This window comes from Herbaspirillum sp. GW103, assembly GCF_000261365.1.
Classification (GTDB): Bacteria; Pseudomonadota; Gammaproteobacteria; order Burkholderiales; family Burkholderiaceae_D; genus Herbaspirillum.
In genome coordinates this window covers 200,404-225,430 of sequence record NZ_AJVC01000002.1, presented here as the reverse complement: position 1 = coordinate 225,430, position 25,027 = coordinate 200,404, and the positions used below count along the sequence as shown (strand labels likewise).

The 25,027-nt window shown below is 63.0% G+C and carries 18 protein-coding genes and 1 pseudogene; 3 read left to right on the top strand and 16 right to left on the bottom strand.

What is annotated here, in order from left to right:
- Nucleotides 1-43: 43 nt before the first annotated feature.
- From GWL_RS02490 to GWL_RS23805, 6 genes and pseudogenes are all read right to left on the bottom strand, one after another.
- Entirely contained in the window at nt 44-682 is a 639-nt protein-coding gene (locus GWL_RS02490; RefSeq protein ID WP_008326316.1) for a LysE family translocator, read from the bottom strand.
- Complete coding sequence (locus GWL_RS02485) at nt 666-878, bottom strand: hypothetical protein (protein WP_034349857.1); 213 nt, start codon at nt 876-878, stop codon at nt 666-668. The genes GWL_RS02490 and GWL_RS02485 overlap by 17 nt, the downstream gene beginning before the upstream one ends.
- Nucleotides 879-1,415: 537 nt before the next feature.
- The gene (locus GWL_RS02480) at nt 1,416-1,736 is read right to left on the bottom strand and encodes a hypothetical protein (RefSeq protein WP_157174184.1); all 321 of its coding nucleotides are present in this window, start codon (nt 1,734-1,736) and stop codon (nt 1,416-1,418) included.
- Between the two features lie 8 nt (nt 1,737-1,744).
- Nucleotides 1,745-5,686 (bottom strand): hemagglutinin repeat-containing protein, encoded by a 3,942-nt coding sequence (locus tag GWL_RS02475; protein WP_157174183.1) that lies wholly within the window; start codon nt 5,684-5,686, stop codon nt 1,745-1,747.
- The gene (locus tag GWL_RS23810; RefSeq protein WP_237713507.1) at nt 5,584-8,646 is read right to left on the bottom strand and encodes an S-layer family protein; all 3,063 of its coding nucleotides are present in this window, start codon (nt 8,644-8,646) and stop codon (nt 5,584-5,586) included. Before GWL_RS23810 ends, GWL_RS02475 begins: the two co-directional genes overlap by 103 nt.
- Before the next feature lie 224 nt (nt 8,647-8,870).
- A pseudogene (locus tag GWL_RS23805) lies at nt 8,871-9,581 on the bottom strand (filamentous hemagglutinin N-terminal domain-containing protein); the annotation flags it as partial.
- 379 nt (nt 9,582-9,960) lie between these two features.
- Here GWL_RS23805 and GWL_RS02465 point away from each other — a divergent pair.
- Both GWL_RS02465 and GWL_RS02460 read left to right on the top strand, forming a co-directional pair.
- Nucleotides 9,961-10,857: a LysR family transcriptional regulator gene (locus GWL_RS02465; RefSeq protein ID WP_008326311.1), complete on the top strand. Its 897-nt coding sequence runs from the start codon at nt 9,961-9,963 to the stop codon at nt 10,855-10,857.
- A 129-nt stretch (nt 10,858-10,986) separates the two neighbouring features.
- On the top strand, nt 10,987-12,117 hold the full coding sequence (locus GWL_RS02460) for a DSD1 family PLP-dependent enzyme (RefSeq protein ID WP_008326310.1): 1,131 nt from the start codon (nt 10,987-10,989) through the stop codon (nt 12,115-12,117).
- On the opposite strand, the gene GWL_RS02455 is transcribed toward GWL_RS02460, so the two are convergent.
- The 3 genes from GWL_RS02455 to GWL_RS02445 are packed head-to-tail and all read right to left on the bottom strand — an operon-like array spanning nt 12,104 to nt 15,286.
- On the bottom strand, nt 12,104-13,315 hold the full coding sequence (locus GWL_RS02455) for a M20 aminoacylase family protein (RefSeq protein WP_034349935.1): 1,212 nt from the start codon (nt 13,313-13,315) through the stop codon (nt 12,104-12,106). The two genes, GWL_RS02460 and GWL_RS02455, sit on opposite strands and share 14 nt — an antisense overlap.
- A gap of 45 nt (nt 13,316-13,360) precedes the next feature.
- Nucleotides 13,361-14,842, bottom strand: a complete 1,482-nt coding sequence (locus GWL_RS02450) for an aldehyde dehydrogenase family protein (protein WP_008326308.1) — start codon at nt 14,840-14,842, stop codon at nt 13,361-13,363.
- Nucleotides 14,843-14,887: 45 nt separating this feature from the next.
- Nucleotides 14,888-15,286, bottom strand: a complete 399-nt coding sequence (locus GWL_RS02445; RefSeq protein ID WP_008326307.1) for a RidA family protein — start codon at nt 15,284-15,286, stop codon at nt 14,888-14,890.
- Nucleotides 15,287-15,412: 126 nt separating this feature from the next.
- Between GWL_RS02445 and GWL_RS02440 the strand changes: the two genes are divergently transcribed.
- Entirely contained in the window at nt 15,413-16,357 is a 945-nt protein-coding gene (locus tag GWL_RS02440; RefSeq protein WP_008326306.1) for a LysR family transcriptional regulator, read from the top strand.
- A 6-nt stretch (nt 16,358-16,363) separates the two neighbouring features.
- On the opposite strand, the gene GWL_RS02435 is transcribed toward GWL_RS02440, so the two are convergent.
- From GWL_RS02435 to GWL_RS02405, 7 genes are all read right to left on the bottom strand, one after another.
- Nucleotides 16,364-17,689: an FAD-binding oxidoreductase gene (locus GWL_RS02435; protein WP_008326302.1), complete on the bottom strand. Its 1,326-nt coding sequence runs from the start codon at nt 17,687-17,689 to the stop codon at nt 16,364-16,366.
- A 1-nt stretch (nt 17,690) separates the two neighbouring features.
- Nucleotides 17,691-18,425: a cupin domain-containing protein gene (locus GWL_RS02430; RefSeq protein WP_008326300.1), complete on the bottom strand. Its 735-nt coding sequence runs from the start codon at nt 18,423-18,425 to the stop codon at nt 17,691-17,693.
- Nucleotides 18,426-18,652: 227 nt separating this feature from the next.
- Nucleotides 18,653-20,590 (bottom strand): ABC transporter ATP-binding protein, encoded by a 1,938-nt coding sequence (locus tag GWL_RS02425; RefSeq protein ID WP_008326298.1) that lies wholly within the window; start codon nt 20,588-20,590, stop codon nt 18,653-18,655.
- 4 nt (nt 20,591-20,594) lie between these two features.
- Nucleotides 20,595-21,476 carry an ABC transporter permease gene (locus tag GWL_RS02420; protein ID WP_034349852.1) on the bottom strand — a complete coding sequence of 294 codons (882 nt, stop codon included), beginning with the start codon at nt 21,474-21,476 and terminating at the stop codon, nt 20,595-20,597.
- Nucleotides 21,473-22,429, bottom strand: a complete 957-nt coding sequence (locus GWL_RS02415) for an ABC transporter permease (RefSeq protein ID WP_008326288.1) — start codon at nt 22,427-22,429, stop codon at nt 21,473-21,475. Before GWL_RS02415 ends, GWL_RS02420 begins: the two co-directional genes overlap by 4 nt.
- Nucleotides 22,430-22,529: 100 nt before the next feature.
- Nucleotides 22,530-24,152, bottom strand: coding sequence for an ABC transporter substrate-binding protein (locus GWL_RS02410; RefSeq protein WP_034349850.1), 1,623 nt, complete (start codon nt 24,150-24,152; stop codon nt 22,530-22,532).
- A gap of 193 nt (nt 24,153-24,345) precedes the next feature.
- Nucleotides 24,346-25,014: a haloacid dehalogenase type II gene (locus tag GWL_RS02405; RefSeq protein ID WP_008326284.1), complete on the bottom strand. Its 669-nt coding sequence runs from the start codon at nt 25,012-25,014 to the stop codon at nt 24,346-24,348.
- Nucleotides 25,015-25,027: the final 13 nt, after the last annotated feature.

The window sequence follows — 25,027 nt, the reverse complement described above, 5'->3', positions numbered from 1 at the left end:
TCGGCCGCGTGCGCTGGCCTCGCGTGCAGCCAAGCTCAGGCGGTCACGGCCCCGTACGCGAGAGCAGCAGCCTGAACCCGAGGCTTATCATGACGCCGCCCGCGATGCGGTCGAACCAGTGCTTGCCCTGCACATACCAGCGGCGTGGACGCGATGAAGAGAGTGCAACGGCCACCAGGCCATACCATCCCGCTTCGATCACGAAGACCAGCAGCAGCGTCAGCGCCTTGAAGGACAGGGAAGTCTGGGCCGGCAAAAAGGCGGCGAACACGCTGGTGTAGGCGATGGCGGTTTTCGGATTGCTGATCTGGGTGACCAGGCCCAGCCACAGGGACCGGCGGGACAAGGAGGGTGATTGGTCGCGCGGTGCGACGTCGTCAGCCATCAGGGGCGTACGCGCCCCGCGCCAGATGCGCCATCCCATGTAGGCCAGATAAACACCACCCCCGAACTTCAACACCAGATAGAGCGAAGGCACTGCCAGCAGCACTGCCTGCAGCCCCAGCAAGGCCGCTGCGGCAAAGAGCACGCCGCCGATCCCCATACCCAGTGCCGCCAGCAGGCCATTGGGTCGTCCGCCGCCCACCGAGGTGCGCGCCACCATCACGAAGCTGGGGCCGGGGCTCATGGTGGCCAGGCTCAGCGTGGCGGCCAGTCCGATCATTTCAGCAAGATGTTGCATGGATAACCTCCTTTTGGCGGTGAGGACGGATCTCATCGGATTGCTTCTGCAGGAAGAAAGGCACCTCGCTCGCACCGATGCCCAAGTCATTGAGCTCGCGTGCGCCCATCTCCCGCATTTCCTGCGCGGCGCTCCCGTGTGAAGCGTGATGGTCCCCGAGGACGCGGGCAAGGACCTCTCTGATGATGTGCCACATGGACTTCTCCCTGGATGAATGGGCAGATCATCCGCCAATCGAAGTCATTGGTAAAATTGAGTTTAATGACAGACACTATCAGCAATACTGATGACATAACTCAGCTTCAACGCTGAACCTTTAATCGAGCTGCAGTCGCACTTCATCTCCACCGGCCACCATAAATCAAACACTAACGATCAGAGAAAATATTACAGCCGTTACAGCGATATATATTTTTCCCTAACGGGGACGCCGCATCCCATCGCTGCTCTTGTGTCTTCCCAAATAAGTCAAATAAAAATTCTCGTAGCTTCATAGCTAGTCCTTTTTCTTTTCAATCGAATCGCCGTAGTTAAGTGGAGAAATTCCCGTACCGCTCCATCTCCCTTGCCGCTGATGCTCATGTTGCAACCGGAAGCAAGGGTGGAGCCCCCCCCAACGCACAAGCCGGCGCCTTGATATCACTGCCGTGGACGAGGATGTTGCCGTCGCCACCTTCACCGTTGACAGTGATATGTCAGAACGCATAGCAAAGCACAGAATATATATCGACGCTTATAGAGGATTCGCTTTCAGATACGCCGAGATATCCTCTTCGGCAATACCAGGCGCGCCAAGGTCGAGCCACTCATTCAGAGATTCAGGGTGAGCAGATAAATATTTTCCGCCATCAATCACCTTCGTCATAGTGTTCCCGTACGAGGTCAAGAATCTTAAATGATGCACGAGCAAGACCCACATTCTCTTCTGCTCTGCTGTCTGCGGCGCTCCACACGATGCACCTGATAAATACGTCGACTCCCCTTCTACGAAGTCAAGTAGATCTTTTTCCCGCCCAGCCGCCAACATTGCTCTGATGCATTCAACCTTATTCATGCTTTCACTCATCTAGAAAATTCCGCACTATCACCAATTACACTAACATTTTTGAAGCCTAGCGACCTCATCGTTTTGCCAAGTGGGGTAGCCCATGCAGCATCAGAAACACTACGACCAGAAGATAAAGCGTCCCAAAACACACCACGATTAACGTTACCAAATTTGGCTGATATGGTCGCGATCCTCTCCGGCCCCACAAACTCAATTGATCTGGAAATCATTTCCGTTCCCACTCCCTTTCCTGAAATGGTCGTACCGTACCAATCAATATGCAAAATACCCTTGGGGTAATAAGTTGCGATCAAATCACTTTGCGCAAAATCGCTTGCCACAACTACCCCAGCTTTATCAAACTTCTGCCTCGCCGAAAGTTCAATTTCAATACGCCCGTCAGGTTTCTCCTGAGCCTTAATTTCAAATTTCAACCCCGTTCTTGGGGCAGGGACAAATGCCTGCGGTGCGGCCACATTTTTACCGCTACCGTCAGCCACTGATAGCTTTGAGTCATCTGGTTTTCTGATACGGCCGACATCCCCATACACATTCTCCAAGTCCTGATCCGCGGTATATCGATCACGATCAAGCGTTACCGTCGGTAGCTTTTCCTTTGGCAAGACAAGCTTCCTTGCCTCACCCACCAGGGCTGGAGTAGCCGCCGCGATAGCAGACAACGCCGCGATTCGCAGAAGACGATAGTTCATGGCCTGCTTTACCAGTCCATCACAAGCAGCCGCGCTCAGTCCACCACAGTTATTCGTCCTGAAGGTCGCAACCTCCTTCGCCTGATCAACATCCGTTCCCATCAGAGACGCGTTGCCCATCACGGAACCATAACTGATCACATTCGCTTGACGCCCGATCAGCGTATCTTCAAGTTTTGTATAGCCGAATGGCAATACCTTTACCTCGTTGACACTCGCCGCTTCAGCCAGATTTTTTTGGACGCACGCTACATCCCCTGAAATGATGCAACTTTGCACTGCGGCGATATTCTGGTCAGAGATCTCCTTGTATTTTTTAAAGATTGAGGTGACGTCTCCGTCGCTGCAACGACCGTTCTTCTTGCTGCAAGCCTCAATTTCCTTCTTGAGCGCGGCAGCATCAGCATGCTTGAGGAAATTATTGACGACCTCGTTATAAGCCGCAGCCCCACCCGGCGCCCCACCCGCTACCGCGCCCACCAAGGTACTCGACAACCCCGTCAACACCTTCGCCAGATCAGCATCAACACCAGCCTGATTCAAGGCCGAAGCCACCTTAGGTGCGGCTAAAGTACCCGCTCCCGCACCAGCTGCACCGGCGAGACCACCTGTGAGCCCGCCCACAACGGTGTGCGCCAAAGCCCGCATGTTTCCATCTGGCCCCCACTTAGTTTCCAACGCACTGGCCTGATCATTGAGCTGTGTTGCCACGGCAGGATCAGTTGCGGCATTGGCCTGCTTGCGCAAGTCTTCCGCCTTCTTCTGCTGTTGCTCAGCATAGTCTCCGATCAACTTGGAAGCCTGCTGTCCAAACGCCCGTGTAATCTTGGCCTGCGCTTCAACATCCTCACGCAGTTGATTACCGTCCCAGTTCTTGGCCAGGCCATTGCTGCTGTCCTTGCCGGTACGCACACACGTATCCAACGAGGCCACCGCGTGATCTGGACTCTGGCCGGTTTTTTCCTGTTGTGCCTGTGCATCCGTAATGGTCACGGCACCACCAGAAACGCCACTGCGCGTCACGCTCGTCTCGCTACCCGAGGCATTTCCGATGCCGATGCCGCCACCGGGCTTTCCGCCCGACGTGCCCGCACTCACGCTCTGACTCTGCGCCGAGTATTGACTACGATTCTGGAGATCACTGCTGGTCAGCGTTCCTGTGGTCAGGTTGTTCTTGCCCTGTTCCAACGCCTGATCCGTACTGGCAATCTGTGCAGCCTTCAGATCCGTATTGCGCTTGACGTTGATCTGCAATCCACCATTGCCGGCCGTAATCCCTGCCTGCTGGCCTACATTCGCGTAGTCCGCATCCACACGACTGCGGCTTGCGCTGATGCTTCCTCCAGAAGAAGGGCCTATCGTGGCGCTGCCGCCAATGCTCTGGTCCCGACTCTTGAAGGTGCTGGTGTCCTGCACGCTGGCGATGTTCAAATCACGGCCTACATTCGCCACCACCTGTTCACCTGAGACGGTAGCGCCTATCAGATTGGTGTCGCGCCCAGATTCAAGCTTGGCCTGCCCGCCCGCACGCATCCGCGTCGTGACGTTGGACACATCCTTGCCATCACTATTGCCACGGCTACCCGCTGCGTTGGCCGTAAAACCAAACTGGGTCTTGGTGCCAAACTGCGCAGTAACGCCAACTCCCCATGACGACGACGACCTATCACTATGCTGTTCATCCGTGTTTTGAGTAGCGATGAGATTGATATCGTTATCCGCCTTGAGCGTCAGATTGCCCTTGGCATTGATGTCGCTGCCTGCGATGATGATGTTGCTGTTAGCGCCGTCCCCCTTGGCGCTGATGCTCATGTCGCCACCGGAAACAACGGTAGAGCCGCGTTGCGTCACCGTGTTCTGTTCAGTACGACTGCTGTTCTGGCTGCCACCAATCGTGGCGCTGATGCCGACGTTGGCTGAACCCTCGGCAGCGCCTTTCTGCATCTCTCCCACGGCGCTATAAACCGACATGCCCGCCGTTGCAGCAGCCAGTGCCTGTACTCGGCCATTCCTGGTTTTACTGGCCGCCTCCGCCATCTGCTGCACCGTCTGCACCGCCGACAACACCGGACTGGTCACCGCCACCGTCACCCCTTGTTGACGGAACTTGTCCTCGGTCACGGTGCGGCTGCCCTGCTGTGCAGCGAGAATGCTGACCGTCCGGGCCACGATGTCGATGTCGCCACCGGGTGCCAGTACATCGCTACCCACCTGCGTGTACCGATTGCCCGCCACGATGCCCACATCGCCTTGCACGCTGCCAATGGTCGATGCCGACGCAGTCTCGCGATTGCGATCCACATCACGGCTCTGCATGCGGCTGCCCACGGTCACGCCGATGCCCGCTCCCATCACGCCACTCTTGGTCTCCTGACGGAAGTTGTGCTGGGTGCTGCTCTCGCTTGCGGCAACAATGTTCACATCCCCGCCTGCCACAAGCTTCGTCCCCTGCGTAGAAACGATCTGGCTGCCTTTAACATTCACATCGTTCCCTGAGCGCACAAGAATGGTATCCCCGGAGAAGATACTGCCTGCCTCCCGGCTGGTGCTGCTGGCGTCATCGGTGCGCACCGTCGTGGCCGACAGGATCCCGCTGCTGCTGCGCTGACCCTGGTCACGTGCACTGGCCGAGACGTTGGCGGTGCCGATACGCACGTCACGTCCGACCTCGACTTGCAGCGCGCCTTCGGCGACTACCTGCGCGCCCTTGCTCGTCACATCCTGACCCGCCTGGATGCGGACGCTGTTGCCGCTGACCTGCGTGGCGACCTCCTTGCTGCCGCTCACCACGGCGCGATTGACACCGACCTCATTGGTGCCGTGTGCACCATTGGCGCGGTCCACGAAGTTTGGACCGGTCAAGCGGCTGACCCAGTTGCTGCCACCCTTGTCATCGGCCCAGCGGATCTCCTGCCGGAAATACTCCTGGATCACACCAAGACGCACATCCCTTCCTGCCGAGAGCGTGGCGTCGCCGCTGGCGGCAATGACGGCAGCATTGGCTTGCAGATCGCGGCCGGCCAGCAGCACCACGTCCTTGCCGTTGACGCTGGCCACCTGATTGATGTTGCTGCCCGTGGTGGTGGCATTGGCGGTGGTGACGCTGGTACTGCGGATCACCACATCGCGGCCCGCACTCAAGGTCAGCTTGTCATTGGCGCTGATGACGCCACCGGCATGCTCGATATCAGTGGTGGCTGCGACACGGACATCACCCCCATCGATACTGCCGCCGAGATTGCGCACGTTTCCGCGCGCAGCGTCACGCCCCCACGCGCGGCAATGGTGCCGCCCCGATTAATGACGTCCTGCACGCTCTGTAGCACCACCTCATTACCGGCGATCAGGGTCTGTCGGCCACTGACACGCAGATTCGACGGCTGCAGATAGACTTGCGGCACCAGCACTTCCTGCTCACTGCCATCGGCCAGCGTTACCTTGCGTTGTACCAGCCAGACGATGTCGGTCTTGAGTTGGGCGATCTGTGCTTCGGTGAGCGCAATGCCCAAGGCATAACGCTGGGTCTGCGCCTGCTGCAGCCCGGCTTGCATCAGCGCCAGATATTGCGCCTCGTTGTTGCTGAATCCGTTCAGATAGCGCTGGCCGGTGGCCTCCTGGATCTGGCGCTGGATCAGTTGTTGTTCATAGAATCCATCGCCGAAACGCTGGTAACCCGGCGCGGGACCCGCGCGATCCTGATACGCGCGAACGAGGACGTCAGAAGACAACCAATTCCGCTCACCGATGAAGTGCGGATCGGTCTGCACCAGTGGCGCCGCCGCGCTGCTCTGATTGATCTGGTACAAGGCATTGGCCGGCAGGCTCAGGTCGACCGCGGGAGCACGCAGGTCAGTGGTCTTGCCCGTTCCCTGCGGCGCTTGTGCAGGACCGGTGGCAGGTGTGCGAGGAGTCCGGTCGCGCGTGCTGCCCACCTCGTGCGTGGCGCTCACGTCAAGTGGGAATCGGGTTTCTATCGTTTGAGAGGCGTAAGGCGCGCTCTCATAACGACGGTCGTCGGCTTTGAAGCGATGACTCTTGATGTAGGTTTTTACCGCCGTACCCACCGAGGTAACGATCTGCCTGCCCAGCGGACCGGTATTGTGGATGGCGGTGCCATTGACGTTGTCACCGGCCAGGGTGCCACCGGCGATGAACTGACTGGCGTAGTTGTTGACCTCCCCGGCGGCCAGATTCATCCTGCCGCCGGAGGTGATCATGCCGGGTGCGCTGCGGGTGACGATAGTCCGCTGGATCTGCTCGGTGCCGTCGTAGATGATCCATTGACCGAACATTTGTCCGTCAAAGGGGGATTGCGCCGAGGGTAAAAGCAGGCGGAAGTTGTCTTCATCGCCCATGGCTCGCCAGTTCTCGGCAGCGATGATCTGGCCATTATCCTTGTGGACGATGCGCGCATGCTCTCCCGAGATGAAGTCGGAAGATCCCACCAGCCGGTAGTTGATGATCCTGCGTCCTGGCTTGCTCTCGTCGGCGATCTCGAAATGCGCATTGCGATTGTTGATCGCATCGGCCGCAATAGTGAGTGCACCATCCGCATTGACAGTCGCACTGGTATTGTTGACTTCGCGCGCACGTCCGCTCGCACGATGGTCGCTGCCGATGGCGCCGCCAATGGACATGTCTGCGGCTGAATACAGCAGCGCCTTCTCGCTGTTGTGGAGCACCCCGGTCCCGATATCCAGACGCTCACGCGCTGCGATGACCGGGGCCCGCAGCACGCCATCGATGGTTTGCGAAGCGTTGTGTAGCACCTCCGCAGCGAGCGCAATGCGGTCACCGTAAATGCGTCCGCTACCGAGGTTATAGAGCGTGCCGGCCTGAATGCGCGTGGTGACGCCATCGATCAGGCCCCGGTTGATGAAGTCCTGCCCCGCTCCGGCAGACAGCGATACATCGCCGCCCAGGATGGACGCGCCCGCATGATTCTGGAGTCCCCTGGCCGTCACGCGCAACGCTGCCCCTGCGACCAGCGTGCCGTAGTTGCTGAAGCGGCCGCCAGTGCGCAGATCGAGATGGCCAGCGGCTGCGGTTTCGCCGCGCTGCTCCAGGTCGGCGGCCACGTCGATACGCAGATCCTTGTGACTCAACAGCAAGCCCTTGCCGATCAGGGAGTCGGACGTGAGACTCAGGTCATCGCCTGCGAGGATGCGTCCGCGATTGTTGTCGAGGCTGTTCACTTGCAGACGGGCTTGGCCACCTGCCACCACCACACCTGCGCCATTGCCCAGCGCCCCGGCCTTGATGTGCAGATCCGTGCCGGCACGCACACCTTGATTCTCGCCCGAATGCAGGTTGTGCAGTGCCTGACCGTGCGTATCGAGGTCGAGGCTCTTCAGGGCCTGCAACAATCCGCCCTCATTGTTGACTTCACCGGTGGAGAGCGTCAGCTTGCCCCGGACAGCGATACTGCCGGCACGATTGTCGAGCTCTGCGCTCTCTGCTTTCAGGTCTTGCCGCGCAAAGAGCACGCCGCGCTGATTGTTCAACCGCCGATTGCGCGCATCAATCACCACCTCGCCGCCGCCAAGCGTACCGTCGCTGTTGTCGATGCCGGCTGCCGCGAGCTCCAGCCGTGTGGCGGCGAGGAGCTTGCCTTGGTTGCTGGTTCTTCCGTCTGTCACCAGCACCAGAGAACTCTCGGCCGAACGGAGCCTGCCGTGGTTTTCCAGCGTGGCCGCATTAACGGTAAGCGTATCGTTGGCGCCGATCTCTCCGGTGTTGCTCAGGCCCTGTTGCAGCAAGAGCTTCATGCTGCCCGCGGCGGTGAATGTTCCTCTGTTGTTAAGGGCCGTCGCCTTCAATGAGACGGATTGCTTGGCCTCAACAGTGCCGCTGTTGTCCAGTGTGTCACGGACGCGCAGGAGCAGCGCGCCCGGTGTCAGCACGTCACCGGTGTTCTCCATCGCCGCCGCACGGATCGTGATACCGCCATCCCCGAGCAGACTGCCCGCATTGCGTATCGAACCGCCACTCTGCACGCTGGTGTGACCGGTGCTGTCGATACGACCGGTGCGGGTGTTCTCCAGGGAACCGACTTCCAGCACGGTACCGGCCCTTCCCCCCAGCCTGCCCTGGTTGATGAGCACGCCCGCACTGCGTATCTGCGCATCCCGGCCAGCAGCGATGGTCCCGGTGTTTTCCAGACGGCCCGCCGCCGTGACGACCAGCTCTCCTTCGGTGGCTGCCAAGGTGCCGCCGTTGTGCACGCCCACACCATGCCTCGGTGGCGGTCAAGTAAATGTGGCCGGCATACATGCCGCCCAGTTCGGCCACGTCGATGGCGCGCATCGACGGTGCATGGCCGGATGAGCTCTCCGGCGTGACCTGCGCGTGATCGGCGCTGACCGTATTGAGACCGGTGGTGAGCCGGAGCTCTCCGGCGCGCAAGGCAGCATGAACACGGGACCGCTCGGGCGATCACCTCCGCATATGTCGTGCCACCGGCTCGCAGGCCGGATCCTTCAAAGCTGATGACGCCGCCGCCAACACGATAGCTCTCCAGGTTGCCCTGTCGGATGACCGGCGTCCCCGTGGTCATGGTGGCACGCTGCGCATTGATGAAGCCGCAGCCCACGCAGGTGATGCCGGAGGGGTTGGCGATGATCACCTGCGCCCGGTTGCCGGCGACCTCGATGAAGCCACGCAGGTAGCTCGGGTCCGGTGAGTTGATCTGGTTGAGAATGACCTGCGCGCCACCCTGGGGCATCCAGGGATTGCCGGCGATGTAGCCGCCCAGTTCGGTCTTGCTGGAGCCGCCCGCGTTGTTGAGGATGACTCCCCGACCATCCACATCAAAACGCCGGTAGCTGTTGACCGACAGGCCCTTGGCGTTGGGCTGCCGGATGTTGACTACCGGTACGCCATTGGCGCCCCTGAGCACCACCGGCTGCTCTTCGCGCGGCGCGTTGCGGTCTATCAGGATCTGCGCATGTGCCACGCTTTGCCAGGTCAGTGCGAGGGCCAAGACCAGCGTGCAAAACTTCCACGATGCCGGTGCCACCATACCGGCTCCCCCACGTGCCGTCGGCAACTTCTGGCCGCTGATGGCCGAGGCGGTTTCCGCAACCGCCATCAGCATGCCGCGATGACGATCGAAGACCAACTGGTAGCGCTGACGGTTCATGGATCGCCCCTTTTTGCGAGATCGACCCGGGCCGGATGCCTTATCGATTCGAGGCGCAGTCTATTTTCTTGTCTCTTTCTGAAATATCAGAAATGTCTCATTTCCAAGAAACTTAATGGCAGGGGTTTTGGCAGATTTGATTGCTTTCGAAGATCGGTTTTTTGATCTGATGAGAAATACCTTTGATAGCCTTCATGTCTCTTTCATTTATCCAAACGGCACTGACCGGTATGACATGACGAACCGGCGCCGCAAGCACTACGTTCTCGACTCAGTCAATGCCAGCCCCTGCTGTCCGCACGGATATGGAAGTCCTGCCACCAGCGCTCGAAGCCATTGGTAAAATTCACCCCAATAACCGCCACTATCAGGAACCCTGATGAGAGAACTCAGCCTCGACCAGTTGCGCACGCTGGTCACCATCGTCGACCTCGGCACATTTTCGGCGGCCGCCAATGCGCTGCACCTGGCCCAGCCCACGATCAGCCTGCATGTCAGCGATCTCGAAGAACGCCTGGGCAGCGCCCTGCTCATGCGCGGCAGCCGTCGCGTACAGGCCACGGCGCTGGGCGCGCTGGTGATCGACCGGGCCCGGCGCCTGTTGCGCGATGCCGACGATCTGCTCGATATTGCCAGGAAGCATGTCGAAGGCAAGGTCGGCAGGGTCAGACTGGGCACCTCCACCGGCGTGGTGGTCAACCTGCTGCCACGCGTACTGCGCCAGCTGGAAAACAGCTTCCCGGGCATCGATGTGGAGGTCAACATCATGGGCTCCAACGAAACCATGGCACGCCTGCAGGAAGGCACGCTCGATATCGGTCTGGTGGCCATCCCCATCCCGACGCCCAAGGAAATCATGATCACCCACTGGCGCAGTGACCGGATGATGGCCTTCCTGCCGGCCACATGGAAATCGCCCGCCGCCATCAAGCCGAGCTGGCTGATGGACAAGCCGATGATCTTCAACGACGCCACCACCCAGATGTACCGGCTCACCATGGCCTGGTTTGCCGAGGCCGGGGAAAACCCGCGCGCACGTATCGAACTGAACTACAACGAAGCCATGAAGAGCCTGGTCTCCGCCGGTTACGGCGCGGCCATCCTGCCGCTGGAACAGCCCCTGGCCGCCGAGCTGGACCGCCACAAGGACGTGCGCATCGTGCCGCTGTCGCCGGTGCTCAAGCGCCACATCGGCGTGGCCCATCGCGCCCTCCCCAACCTGGACAAGGCCACCGTGAACGTGCTGGAGACGATACGGCAGTTCCAGCAGGCCTGACGCGGCGGCGGGGCCGCCGGACAGTGCATTAAACACAGCTTAATGCTCGATTCACCGAGCATTAAGCACGGTGCAATCCCGATCTCCTATAGTCGATGCTCATCGACCTACCCTCTTCAGGAGTTCCCCATGAGCCTGGCTACCCTGCCCACGCCCGCCGCCTTGATCGACATCTCCCGCATGGAGCACAACATCGCCCGCATGCAGCAGCGCATGGATGCGCTGGGCGTGCGCTTCCGTCCGCACGTCAAGACCACCAAGTGCCAGCAGGTGGTGCAGGCGCAACTCCAGGCCGGTGCGCGCGGCATCACCGTTTCCACCCTCAAGGAAGCCGAACAGTTCTTTGCTGCCGGCATTACCGACATCGTCTACGCCGTCGGCATGGCGCCCACCAAGCTGGGCCAGGCGCTGGCGCTGCGCCGCCAGGGCTGCGACCTCAAGATCGTGGCCGACAGCGTGGTCTGCGCCGAAGCCATCGTGGCGTTCGGGCAGGCGCAAGAGGAATGCTTCGAAGTCTGGATTGAAATCGACGTGGATGGCCACCGCTCCGGCATCGCCCCGGAAGACGCCACCCTGCTGGCCGTGGGCAAGGTGCTCCACGTCGGCGGCATGCGCATCGGCGGCGTGATCGCCCATGCCGGCTCCAGCTATGACTACGACAATGACGCCGCCCTCATCGCCGTGGCCGAACAGGAACGCGCCGGATCCGTGCGTGCCGCCGAACGCCTGCGCGAAGCCGGCCTGCCCTGCGAGGTGGTCAGCATCGGCTCGACCCCGACCGCGCTGCGTGCCGAACACCTGCAGGGCGTGACCGAAGTACGTGCCGGTGTCTATGCCATGTTCGACCTGGTGATGCACAACGTGGGCGTCAATACCATGGACGAGATCGCCCTGAGCGTGCTGACCACCGTGATCGGCCACCAGCCCGAGAAAGGCTGGGCCATCGTCGATGCAGGATGGATGGCCATGAGTCGCGACCGCGGCACGCAAGGACGCAGGCACGACTTCGGCTATGGCCAGGTCTGTACGGAAGATGGCAAGGTGCTGGAGGGCTACCTCATGAGCGGGGCCAACCAGGAACACGGCATCCTGTCGCGCCAGGGCAGTCCGGATGCGCAGATCGCAGAGCACCTGCCCATCGGTACGCGCCTGCGTATTCTGCCCAACCATGCCTGCGCCACCGGGGCGCAATATCAGGAATACCGGGCCATCGCCGCCGATGGCAGCGTGGCCACCTGGCCGCGCTTCAACGGCTGGTAAGCGCCCCGCCCTTGAGGCCGCTGCCAAACCAGGACTGCGCCAGCGCCACCCAGTAACGCACGCCTTCTTCGATGATGTCGTCGTTGAAGTCGTAGTGCGGGTGGTGCAGCGAATGCGAGGCGCGGTCCTGCGACGCATTGCCGATCAGAACATAGGTGCCGGGCCGCTCCTCCAGCATGAAACCGAAATCCTCCGAGGTCATGTTGGCCGGGATGCCGGTACGGATGCGTGCATCACCGAAGGTCTGGCGAATCACCCTTTCACAGAAGTCGGTCTCGGCCGGGGTGTTGATGGTGGCCGGGTAGTACTGGAAGAATTCCACGTCGACCTTGGCCCCATAGGCGTCGGCCAGCGCATGGCACATGCGGCGGATGTCTTCCTGCAGCTTCTGCTGCAAGGTGGAGGACAGGGTGCGGATGGTGCCGCGCAATTCGGCGCGGTCCGGGATGACGTTATCCGTATCGCCTGCATGGAACATGCACACCGAAATGACGGCAGGGTCGACCGGGTCCTTGTGGCGCGCCGCGATGGTCTGGCACTGCAGGACCATGGAGCAGGCCAGCGGGATCGGGTCCAGCCCCAGGTGCGGCTGGGCCGCATGGGCGCCCTTGCCGGTGATGGTGATCTTCAGACGCGAACCGGCAGCCATGATGGGACCGGTGCGCAGGCCGAACTGCCCGGCCGGCAAGCCGGGCCAGTTGTGCATGCCGAACACGGCTTCGGTCGGAAACTGCTCGAACAGGCCGTCATCGATCATCTTGCGCGCTCCCGCCCCGCCCTCTTCCCCCGGCTGAAAGACGAAGTGCACGCTGCCCGGCAAGGTCGGCTGCTGCTTGAGTACGCGTGCCGCGCCCAGCAGCATGACGGTGTGGCCGTCATGGCCGCAGGCGTGCATGATGCCGTGGCTGCACGAGGCGTGCGCAAAGTCATTGGCCTCGACGATGGGCAAGGCATCGAGGTCGGCGCGCAGCACGATGCCGCGCTGCGGATCGCTGCCCGGCAGGCTAGCCACCACGCCGGTGCCGCCCAGGCCGCGCGTGACCTCATAGCCCAGCGCCTGCAGCTCCCGCACTACCACGTCGGCGGTGCGATGTTCCTCGAAACGCAGCTCGGGATGCGCGTGCAGGTCGCGGCGCAGGCTGGCCCAGTGGGCGCGGTGCTGGTGAAAGGTGTCTTGCGGATGTTCGGTGTGTTCCATGATGCTCATGTGTTCATGCCGTCGTAACGGCGGTGACGAAGGCGATCAGGCGTAGTAGCCCAGGATCGATTTCACTTCCATGTATTCCTCCATGCCTTCCACGCCATACTCGCGCCCGTTGCCGGACTGCTTGTAGCCGCCGAAGGGGGCCTGCGGGTCCCAGGCCGGATAGTTCAGGTGCACCTGGCCGGACTGGATGCGGGCAGCCACGGCGCGCACCTGGTCCTTGTCGCTGCCCTGCACGTGCGCGCCCAGGCCATAGACGGTATCGTTGGCGATGGCGATGGCTTCTTCCACGGTGTCGTAGGGCAGGATGGCCAACACGGGTCCGAAGATTTCTTCCTGGGCGATCACCATGTCGGTATGCACGTCGGAGAAGATCGTGGGCCGCGCATAGTAGCCCTGCTCCAGACCGTCAGGACGTCCGGCACCACCGGCCAGCAGGCGCGCGCCATCCTGCATGCCGGCCTCGATCATCTGCTGCACCCGCAGGAATTGCGCGCGGTTGGCCAGCGGACCGTGGGTCGTCGCGGCATCGGTGGGGTCGCCCACCTTCATCTGGGCCAGCGTTGCCAGCGCCAGTTCATGCACGCGATCCAGTGATGCACGCGGCACGATCAGACGCGTGGGCGCGCTGCAGGACTGGCCCATGTTGCGGAAAGCGGCCGCCACGCCGGGCGGAATGGCACGTTCCAGGTCCGCATCGGGCAACACCACATTGGGCGACTTGCCGCCCAGCTCCTGGGCCACGCGCTTGACGGTGACGGCTGCGGCCTGCGCCACCAGCACGCCGGCGCGGGTGGAACCGGTGATGGAAATCATGTCCACCTGCGGATGCGAGGACATGGCCGCACCGACCTCGGGACCGCTGCCATTGACCAGGTTGAAGACGCCAGCCGGAATGCCGGCCTCATGCACGATCTCGGCAAACAGCAGCGCCGACAGCGGGGAGAGTTCGCTGGGCTTCAACACCACGGTGCAACCGGCCGCCAGTGCCGGGCCAACCTTGGCGGTGATCTGGTAGATCGGCCAGTTCCAGGGCGTGATGAGGGCACAGACCCCAATCGGCTCGCGCACGATGGCCGTGGTGCCGCGCGGGCGGATGAAGGGGTAATCGGCCAGGTTGTCGCGCGCCACCCGCAGGTGTTCGGCGGCCAGCGGCACGTGGGCGGTGCGGGCATAGGTGATGGGGGCGCCCATCTCCAGCGTCAGTGCCTGCGCGAACAGCTCGGTACGTTCCACCAGCAGCGCATGCACCCGGCCCAGCAGTGCGGCGCGCTCCAGCGGCGAGGTCGCCGCCCACGCGGCAAACGCCCGGCGCGCGGCCTGCACGGCCTGGTCCACATCGGCGGCGTTGCCCAGTGCGATCTCGCAGACGCGTTCCTCCGTGGCCGGCGAGACCACGGCAGCCACTCCCTCGCCTTGCGGGCGCTGCCATTGGCCATCGATGTAGAAGTGATCCAGGCGGCCGTTGCGCTTGAGGTGCGCCAGCGGGGAGACGGTGTCGGTGGAAGCGGTGCGGGTCATGTCGGGTTGTCCTTGTTTCGGGTTGGTTGCGCGTGCGGCGCAGTGTCACAGCAGTGCCGTGGCCTCCACTTCGACCTGCAGGCCGAAGTGCAGTGCCGGGACCGGCACCACGGCGCGCGCCGGGCGGGCGCTGCCGGCCCAGCGTGCGTAGATCTCGTTGAAGGCAGGCCAGTGCGCCACATCGGTGAGATAGATGCGGACCTGCAGCAGCTTGCCGATATCACTGCCGGCACCGGCGAGTGCGGCTTCCACATTGGCCAGCACCTGCTGGGCCTGGACCTCGAAGCTGGCCTCTGTGAGCTTGTGCCCGCTGGCATCGATGGGCAACTGGCCCGAGATGAAGACCATGCCATTGCCGAGGGCGACGTGGCTGTAGTGGCCACCCGGTGTGGCCAGGCCAGTCGGGTTGAGGGTGACGGGGGTGGTGTGTACGGTGTTGTTCATGATGGGCCAGGCTGAGGTGGAAGGAAGGCCGGTCAGGATAACCGACGCATTTCCTGTGATGGACTGTAGCCAAAACACTTTCAGCGATGTTTAATGTTCGTTCAATTCACCATTAAGAGGTTTTTAATGCTGCAACTCGATGACATGCAGCTGCTGCGTGCCCTGGGCTCGGCCAGTTCGCTGGCCGGTGCTGCCCGCCTGCTCGACCTGACGCCGCCGGCAGTGACGGTGCGCCTGCAGCGCATCGAGGACCGCGTCGGCGTGCGCCTGGCCAATCGCGCCGCGCGCGGCTTCGCGCTCACCGACGAAGGCCAGCGCCTGGTGCAGGAAGCCATGGACATCCTGGAGCGCATCGAATCCATCACCGCCAGCGTCTCGCGCGAATCGGATCGCGGGGCCGGCGGCAACCTGGCCAACGTGAGCGGTTCGCTGCGGGTAGTCGCGCCCTTCGGCTTCGGGCGTCGCTACGTGGCACCGCTGATCCGAGATCTGCACCGCAGCCATCCCAAGCTGAACATCTCGCTGCTGCTGGCCGAAAGCCCGCTGGCGGCCTCCACCGGCGCTGATGCCATCATTTCCATCGGACGCGTCAAGGGCTCTTCCTGGGTCGGGCACTTCCTCGCGCCCAATGCGCGCTTGCTGTGTGCCGCGCCGGGGCTGGCCAAACGCATGCAGCGCATCAAGCATCCTTCCGACCTGGCCGATTATCCCTACCTCAGCCTGCGCGAGAACGACGACGACCTCAGCCGCCTGCGCTTGACGCCCGTCGACAGTGCTGGCCGCCGCACCGGCAAGGCGCTCACGGTCAAGCTCAATGGGGCGCTGTCTTCCAATGACGGCACCATCACGCGCGACTGGGCGCTCGATGGCGAAGGCTTCGTGGCACGTTCCGAATGGGACTGCGCGCATCTGGTGGCCGACGGCAGCCTCAAACGCGTGCTGCCCGGCTGGCAGCTCGATCCCGCACCCATCATGGCGCTGCTGCCGGGCCGCCAGGGTCTCACGCTGCGCCAGCGCGTCTTCCTCGATGCCGCCAAGCGGGCCTTCCAGCCCGTGCCCTGGCGGCGCTGAACTGCTTCAGAAATCGGCCACCTTGCCCCAGGACGAATCCGAAAAACGACTGGGGTGATAGGGACGCGGATCGACGATGGGCTCCACACCGCTGGCCAGGTCCGCGATCAGGTGGCCCGCGCCCGGCCCGATGCCGAAGCCGTGACCGGAGAAACCGGCCGCCAGGATCAGGCCCGGTGTCTGCGGCAGCTCGCCGATGCCCGGCACGCCATCAGGCGTGCTGTCCACATAACCGGCCCACGTATGCGTGACCTTGGCCTGCGCCAGCTGTGGCAGCAATTCGACGGCGCGGCGATGGGTGGCGCGGATCGAGACCGGATCGGCCGACGCATCCAGGATGCGCATGCGTTCCATGGGCGTGGGCGCATCCATGCGCCAGCGCGACAAGGTCTCATGGCCGCTGCGCCAGGCTTCCAGCCCGCCCGGCGACAGGCTGCGCCAGCGCTTGGCGAACATCGGCAGGAACTGCGGCGAGAAGCGCAGGAACTGCATGGTCGGATCGACCCGCGCACGGCCACTGATGGCCAGCGCATAGGACCCGTTGCTGCGACGGGTGACAGCGACGCCCGAGGTGTAGAGCGCGCCCGGCAGGGGCTGCTCCATGGGCGCCACGCTCATGATGGATTGCCGCACCGACGCCTGCGGGAAGCGGATTCCCAACTGATGGCAGAACGACGAAGCCCATGCACCACCGGCCATGACGGCCACCTTGGTCTTGATGACACCGGCTTCGGTGATCACGCCCGAGACGCGGCCACCTTCGGTTTCGATGCCACGTGCGGCGCATTGCTGGATCACGTGACCACCCAGCTTCATGATGGCACGTGCCACGGCAGGTGCCGCCTTGCCCGGGTCGGCGGTGCCGTCGGTGGGCGAGAAGACGCCGCCTTTCCAGGCGCGTCCGGTGGCATGGCCGCGTTCAGCAGCCTGCTTGGCATCGAGCATGTAAGTGGTCACGCCGGCGGTCTTGGCGAAGTCGCCCCAGGCTGCCCAGCGGGCGATTTCTTCATCATCGTTGGAGAGATAGAGCAGGCCGCAGCGCGTGAAACCGGTGTCTTCGCCAGTCTCGGCGGAGAACTGTTCCCACAGGTCGATGCTCTTGGTGGCCATGGGCAGTTCGCGCGCGTCGCGGTTCTGCTGGCGGCACCAGCCCCAGTTGCGGCTGGATTGTTCGGCACCGATGCGGCCCTTCTCGACCACTGCCACCGAGATGCCGCGCTTGGCCAGATAGTAGGCGGTGAAGATACCGATGATGCCGCCACCGATGACGACCACATCGGCCGAGGCCGGGGGAATCGTGGGACTCTGGACCTGTACGAGCGGGGGCGACATGTTACTTGCCTCCTTCGGCCGGCACGGTCTGCACCACGTAGAACTTGGCCACGCGCTGGCTGCTCTCCCAGCCGATGGCCGCACCCAGCGGCACGAAGACGGCATCCCCCCGCTCGACGGCCACCACGCTGCCATCGGGTTCGGCAAAGCGCACGCCGCCATCGAGGATGTGCATGAATTCATTGACCGGATGGGCACGCACGATGCGGTGATAAGGGGTGGAATCCCAGGTGCCGATCTTGCAGCCTATGGAGCTTTCATCGATCACGTTGTCGCTGCGGCAGGTGGGTACCTCGCCCAGCAGGATTTCCTTGGGCAGCGAATTGGCCGAGGGCTTGAAATTGGCCTCGGCCACCAGCGGGAATACGCCCGGCTGCACCGGGTGCGGGCAGTCGGCGGCACAGAACACCACCAGCGTGGGCTGTCTGGCCGAAAGGCGTACGGTGGCGCCGGTGGCAATGACCACGCCGCTGTCAGGTTTGAGCACCAGGGGCGCGGCGCCTTCGGTTTCGAGGGTCAGCTCGCCTTGCACCACCACCAGGGTTTCCTGGTGCGGGAAGCGGGCGATGTCGAGGCTGCCTTCGAAACGCAGGCGGCCTGCGCTCATGCCGCCAATGCCCTGCCAGGCAATCTCGCGCATGGCGGCGAAGGGGTCGGAGGCGCCCAGCGCGCCCGGATGGAATGGGGTGGATACGGGGGTGCCGGAGGCACGGTACAACACCAACGCTGCAGTCATTTTTTCTCCTGTTTCCTTGGGGTGGGCGGGACCGTCCGGCCAGCTCGGCTGATCTCTTGCAGTCCTGCCCGAATCTCTTCTTCATGTCAGACGATGCTACGGCGCCGGCATGTGGCTGTGATTAATGCTCTTCGAATCCAGCATTAAGCCTGGCTTAATGCTGTGAAGCTGCCTCACCCGCCCGGCTTGGCCAGCCGCCAGGCAGCCAGCGGGTGACCACGCGGGGATCAGACCGTGATGCCCTCCACCGGCACCAGCGGCCTCTGCGACTGCTGCAGATCGGCATCCGAGCGGTGACAGAGAATCTCTCCGCCATGTTCCATATTGCGGCGGCGTGGCGGCACCACGTTGCACACACCATCGATGCGCTGCGCACAGCGCGGCAGGAAGGCGCAGATCTCGGGGGAAGGATCGACCGCACCGATGGGCGGCAGCTTGTGCTGGCCGGCGCCGGCCACCTGCTCCAGCCAGCCTTGCTGCATGGCCGGGACCGACGACAGCAGCAGGTGCGAATACGGGTGATAAGGCGGTGCCATCATCGCTTCGCGGGGGCGGTTGGCCACCATGCGGCCGGCATAGAGCACCACGATGTCGTCGCAGATGGCGCGCACGGTGCTGATGTCGTGGCTGATGAACATGTAGGACACCTGCAGCTCGCGCCGCAGCTCGGCCAGCAGTTCCAGGATGGCGGCGGCGACCACGGTGTCCAGCGCCGAGGTCACTTCGTCGCACAGGATCAGGTCGGGCTTGGCGGCCAGGGCGCGGGCCAGGTTCACGCGCTGCTTCTGACCGCCGGAGAGTTCGGCGGGCAGGCGGTCGATGACACTGGAAGGCAGCTTGACCAGATCCAGCAGTTCGGCCGTACGGCGGCGCATGGCATCGCCCTTCAGGCCGTGATAGAAGGACAGCGGACGGTTCAGGATGCGGCCGATGGTATGCGCCGGATTGAGCGCCGTGTCGGCATTCTGGAACACGATCTGCACGCGGCGGAATTGTTCGCGGGTACGGCCTTCGAGCGTGGGCGAGAGATTCTCGCCATCGAGCTGGATGCTGCCGCGCGCCGGCGCGATCATGCCGGCCACGGCGCGCGCCAGGGTGGTCTTGCCGGAACCGGATTCGCCGATGATGCCCACGGTGCTGCCGCGCTGGATGGTGAGGTTGATGTCGTCCAGGATGCGTACGCCCGGCAGGCCCAGGCGATCCGGCGCACCGTAACCGGCGACCAGGCCGCTGATGCGCAGCAGCGGGGCCTTGGCTTGTGCCGGCACGGTCTCTGGCAGGATCTCGCGCAGTTGCACCACGCGTGCAGCGGGGCAGGCAGCGGCGATCAGGCTTTGCGTATAGGTATCGGCGGGCGCATGCAGCACCTGGCCGGTGCTGCCGACTTCACGCACGGCGCCATCGCGCAGCACGATGATGCGGTCGGCCATCTGCGCCACCACGGCCAGGTCGTGGGAGACGTAGACGGCGGTGGTGCCGATTTCCTTGACCACCTTCTTGAAGGCGCGCAGCACTTCGATCTGGGTGGTCACGTCCAGCGCCGTGGTGGGCTCATCCAGGATCACCAGCTCCGGGTCGGTGATCAGGGCCATGGCCGCCATCACGCGCTGGAGCTGGCCGCCGGACACCTGGTGTGGATAACGTTCGCCGATCTTGTCGGGGTTCGGCAGGGCCAGTGCGCGGAACAGATCGACCGCCTTGCGCATGGCGCCGGCCTTGTCCATCACGCCGTGCTGCAGGGCACTTTCGATCACCTGGTCCATGAGCGTGCGGGCCGGGTTGAAGGCGGCCGCTGCACTCTGGGCGATGTAAGCCACGTGGTGGCCGCGCATGGCCAGCAGGGCCTTCTCATCCATCTGGTCGATCTGGCGCTGACCGATGCGCACCTGGCCACCGGCAATGTGGCAGCCGGCACGCGCATAACCCAGCAGGGATAGCGCAATGGTGGTCTTGCCGGAACCGGATTCACCGATGAGGGCCACGACTTCGCCCGGCGCCACGGTGAAGCTGACGTTCTTGACGATCTCGACCTCACTGCCGTCATCCTTGCGGGCATTCACGCGCAGGCCCTGCACCTCCACCAGTGGCCGCTGCGCTGCTGCGCCAGCCGCACCGCCGGCACCGGCGCCGTTTTCCTTGCCGAGGAAGATATCGAATTGCTTCACGGGCTTACTCCTTGGCAGCGCGCTTGCTGCGCAGGTTATCGATCAACAGGTTCACGCCGATGGTCAGCGAGGCAATCGCCAGCGCCGGCATGATCACCGCCAGGGCACCCTCGCCCAGGCCGGAAATGTTTTCGCGTACCAGCGAGCCCCAGTCGGCGTCCGGCGGTTGCACGCCCAGCGAGAGGAAGCTCAGGCCCGACAGCAGCAGCACCACGTAGACGAAGCGCAGACCGAAATCGGCCATCACGGGACGGATCATGTTGGGCAGCATTTCCACCGTCATGATGTACCACACGCCCTCGCCGCGCGCCCGTGCAGCCTGCACGTATTCCATGGCCTGCACGTTGACTGCCAGCGAACGCGCGATGCGGTAGGCGCCGGGCATGTAGGTGATGGCGGCGGTGAGCACCAGCAGGAACATGGAGGAACCGAAGGTGGCCACCATCATCAGCGCGAACATCTTGCTGGGAATGGAGATCAGGGCATCGAGTGCACGGCTGATGACGGCATCGCGCCAGCCGCCCGAGAAGGCCGCGAACAGCGCGATGGCCGTGCCGGAGAGGCTGGCCACCAGGGTCGACAGCAGGGCCAGGCCGATGGTGGCGCGGGTGCCGAAGAGGATGCGGCTCAACATGTCACGGCCCAGGTAGTCGCTGCCCAGCAGGAACTTGTGGCTCATGCCGGAGAACACGTCGGTATCGACGATGGCGGTAGCGTCATAGGGCGAGAGGCTGGGGCCGATGATGGCCATCAGGATCCAGAAGCCGACGATGGCCATGCCGATCCAGGCCATGGTCGAGTGGCGGCGTACGCGCCTGGCCGGTGCGGTGGCGGCAGCCACAGGCGCGCCGGCTTCGCTGCCGGTAGAGTCGTGGAGAGCTTTCATCGGGTCTTCAACCTTGGATTGGAAACAATGGCCAGCACATCGGCGGTGAGCACCAGCAGCAGGTAGCCGGCGCAGAAGATCATGGAACAGGCTTGCACCAGCGGCATGTCGCGGGTGGTCACGGCATCGATCATCAAGGTGGCGATGCCGGGGTAATTGAAGATGCTTTCGACGATGATGACACCGCCCAGCAGGTAGGACAGGCTCAGCGCCACCGCATTGGCAATCGGCCCGATGGCGTTGGGCAAGGCATGGCGCAGCACGATGCGGGTGCGCTTGACACCTTTCAACAAGGCCATCTCGGCGTAGGACGAACGCAACTGGTCGATCACGGCGGCGCGCGTCATGCGCGTCATCTGGGCCACGATCACGCAGCACAGGGTCAGCACCGGCATGGCATAGGCCTTGACGAAGGCACCCAGGGTGTCTGCATCGCCCACATGCGACAGGGCCGAGAGCCAGCGCAGCTTGACCGCGAAGATCATCACGGCCACGGTGGCCACCAGAAATTCCGGCACCGACACCATCGATACCGCACTGACGTTGACGGCGCGATCAAAGAAGGAACCGCGATACATGGCCGAGAAGATGCCCAGGAACAGCGCCAGCGGCACCGACACCAGGGCCGTCACGGCGGCCAGCATGAGCGAGGCCGGCAGGCGGCCGCCAATCATCTGCGCCACCGGCACATTGTTGACCAGTGACATGCCGGGATTTCCTGACAGCAGATTGCCCAGCCAGTGCGCGTAACGCACCGGGGCCGGCAGATCCAGACCATATTGCAGGCGCAGTGCGGCCACCGTCTCGGGCGTGGCCGCCTGGCCCAGCGCGGTCTGGGCGGCGTCGCCCGGCAACAGGTTGGTGATGAAGAATATGCCGGCCGAGACCAGCAGCAGCGTCAGCACCGCCTGCAGGAGGCGACGCACGATCAGACGCAGGACCATTCCATTCATAGCTTTCCTCGGTAACGAGTGGCGGGGCCGGCCATCAAGATGGACCGGTCCCGCGCGACTTCCACTGACAGCGTGCGTCAGGCGTGAGACTTTCCCGTACTCACGCGTCCAGCCAGACGTACTCGGCGCAGGTGTAGTTCATGAACGCACCCAGCGGCACCGGATCGATGCCCTTGACCTTGGTGCTCATGCCTTCCAGATTGATGATGAAGACCGGGATGCCCAGGCCGCACTTCTCGTGGATCATGGTCTGCAGGTCGGCATACATGGCTTTGCGCTTGGTGAAATCGGTCTCGCCGCGGGCGGCCACCACCAGCTGGTCGAACTGCGGATTCTTCCAGCCCGATTCGTTCCACTGTGCATCCGACTTGAAGAACTGCGTGAGCAGGATGTCGGCGCTGGGGCGCGGATTGATGTTGCCGAAGCCGACCGGCACCTTCATCCACTGATTGGACCAGTAACCATCGGCAGGCACTCGCTTGACATCCAGTTTCAGGCCGATCTTGGCGGCGCTCTGCTGCATCAGCACGGCCATGTCGACCGAACCGGTGGCGGCCACCGAGGCCACGATGGGGATGGTGCTGCCCAGCACGCCGGCCTTCTCCAGGTGGAACTTGGCCTTGTCCGGATCGTAGGGACGCTGCGGCAGGCCGGCAAAGTAGAAGCGGTTGGTCGGGTCGATCGGCTGGTCGTTGGCGGTGACGGCATAGCCACGGAAGGCGGCCATCTTGATCTGTTCGCGGTCCAGCAGGTACTTCATGCCCAGGGTGAAGTCCATGCTGTTGCCCGGTGCCTGGTCCTGGCGGATGACCAGGTCGGTGTACTGACCCGACTTGGTTTCCATGACGGTGTAGCCCGGGGTGCCCTTGACGCGGCCGGTGGAGCGGGCGTTGACGTCGTTGATCCAGTGCACGTCACCGGAGAGCAGCGCATTGACGCGCGCGGCTTCGTCGGGGATGCCGAACAGTTCGACTTCGTCCAGGTAGGGCAGGCCCGGCTTCCAGTAATTCTCGTTGCGTACGCCGATGGTGCGCACGCCCGGGGTGAATTCCTTGAGCTTGAAGGCGCCGGTCCCGTTGGGAGTACTGAAGTTGGTGGTGCCATCGCGGATGATGAGGAACTGCGCGGTGGCCAGGATCACCGGCAGGTCGGCGTTGGCGCTGGTGAGCTTGATCTGGACTTCGTTGGGGCCGGTGGCCTTGACCGACTCGAACTGGTCGGCCACGACCTTGACCTTGGACGCGGTGGCCGGATCCTTGTGGCGCATGATGGAATAGACCACGTCAGCCGGGGTGAACGGCTTGCCGTCGTGGAAGACCACGCCCTTTCTCAGCTTGACGGTCCAGGTGATGGCGTCGGTGGTCAGCATTTCTTCGGCCAGCACCATTTGCGGCGCAAGCTTGCCATCGAGCTTGGTCAGGCCGTTGTAGAACATGTGCACCCGGGTGTAGTCGGTGGAGTGCGCGGTCTTGGCCGGGTCGAGTGTGTCAGCGGTGGAGCTGGTCTGGGTAGCGATACGCATCTTGCCGCCGCGCTTGCCGGTCTGCGCCATGACGCTGCCGCTGGCGGTCAACAGGCCCGTGCCGCCGACCGTCATGAGGCTGCCAGCCAGCAGGGTACGCATCATGTCGCGGCGGGTGAAGCCGCCCTGCGCGTGTTCCAGCGCGTCGCCGGTGATGATGGAACCCTCTTGGGGGTGATGTCCGTTTTCCTGCTTGCTCATGAAATGCCTCACGATAAAAGTTCAACCACGAAGACCACTGGTCTGCTTTGCCGTCTGCGTTTTGCAGATCCCTCCGGAGAGCAGACCGCCTGTTGGTCCCGCCACACTCCTCGCAACATTGATACCAGGGCGGGAGCACGCCGGGGAAATGCGAGAACTGCGCGGGAGCCTTGCGCTCCCGCCGTCCCCTGTCTTACAGACCGAGTACGCCCGGCAGGCCGGAGATATCCTTGATCTCGGTGTAGCCGTAGTGCGGGGTCGAGGGCTCATGACCACGGGCCACGAAGACCTTGTTCTTGATGCCCATGTCGGAAGCCGGCATGAGGTCGTAGCGCAGGCTGGAAGAAACGTGCAGCACGTCTTCCGGATTGCAGTTCAGGTTGTCCAGCATGTACTCGAAGGCGCGCAGGCGCGGCTTGTAGGCTTGGGCCTGCTGGGCGGTGAAGACCTTGTGGAAGGGTGCGCCCAGTTGCTCGACGTTGTGCATGATCTGGCTGTCGTCGGCATTGGAGAAGATCACCAGCGGGAACTCCTTGGCCACCTTGGAGAGGCCCGCCGGTACGTCGGCGTGCGGACCCCAGGTCGGCACGGCCTTGTAGAAGGCACCGGTTTCCTCGTCATTGGTCTTGATGCCCCAACGTTCACAGGTGCGGGTGATGGCGTTCTTGCAGACCTGTTCGTAGGGCTTCCACTGGTCCAGAACTTCATCCAGGCGGTATGCCGCGAACTGGCGCAGGAAGAACGGCATGTCTTCGGCCGAGACACGGTCGGCATAGATCTTCTGGGCGGTTTCCGACATCTGGAAACGGGTCAGGGTGCCGTAGCAATCGAAGGTAATGAACTTGGGCTTGAAAATGCTCATGAAAAATCGTCCT